Consider the following 352-nt stretch of genomic DNA (forward strand, 5'->3'; position numbering starts at 1 on the left):
GAACCCCCCGGACTGGGCCCAGATGGTCCCAGCGTCCGGTGAGGCGAGGAAGGTCAGCAGCGCCTGCGCCGCCTTGCTGTTCTTCAGCACCACGCCGACGTCGCCACCGGTCACCACCGGCGCGTCCGCGCCCACCGCCGGGAACGGGAACACCTTCGCGTCCCGGTCCAGCTCCGCACCCGCGTCGGCGACATTGGCGGCGACGAAGTCGGCCTCGAAGACCATGCCCGCATCCGGCTCCGCCTTGTTGCCGAACGCCTTGGTGACCGAGTCCGGGAACGCGGTCTGCAGCGCACCACCCCGGCCGCCCGCGACCAGGCCCTTGGTGCCCCACAGCTCGGCGAGCGTCTCC

At 72.4% G+C, this 352-nt stretch carries 1 pseudogene; it reads right to left on the reverse strand.

What is annotated here, in order from left to right:
* Positions 1-352 (reverse strand): annotated as a pseudogene (locus GWI24_RS44640) (carbohydrate ABC transporter substrate-binding protein); the annotation flags it as partial.

Origin of the sequence: Streptomyces sp. MK37H (assembly GCF_018035285.1) — a bacterium.
In the GTDB taxonomy this organism is placed as follows: domain Bacteria; phylum Actinomycetota; class Actinomycetes; order Streptomycetales; family Streptomycetaceae; genus Streptomyces; species Streptomyces endocoffeicus.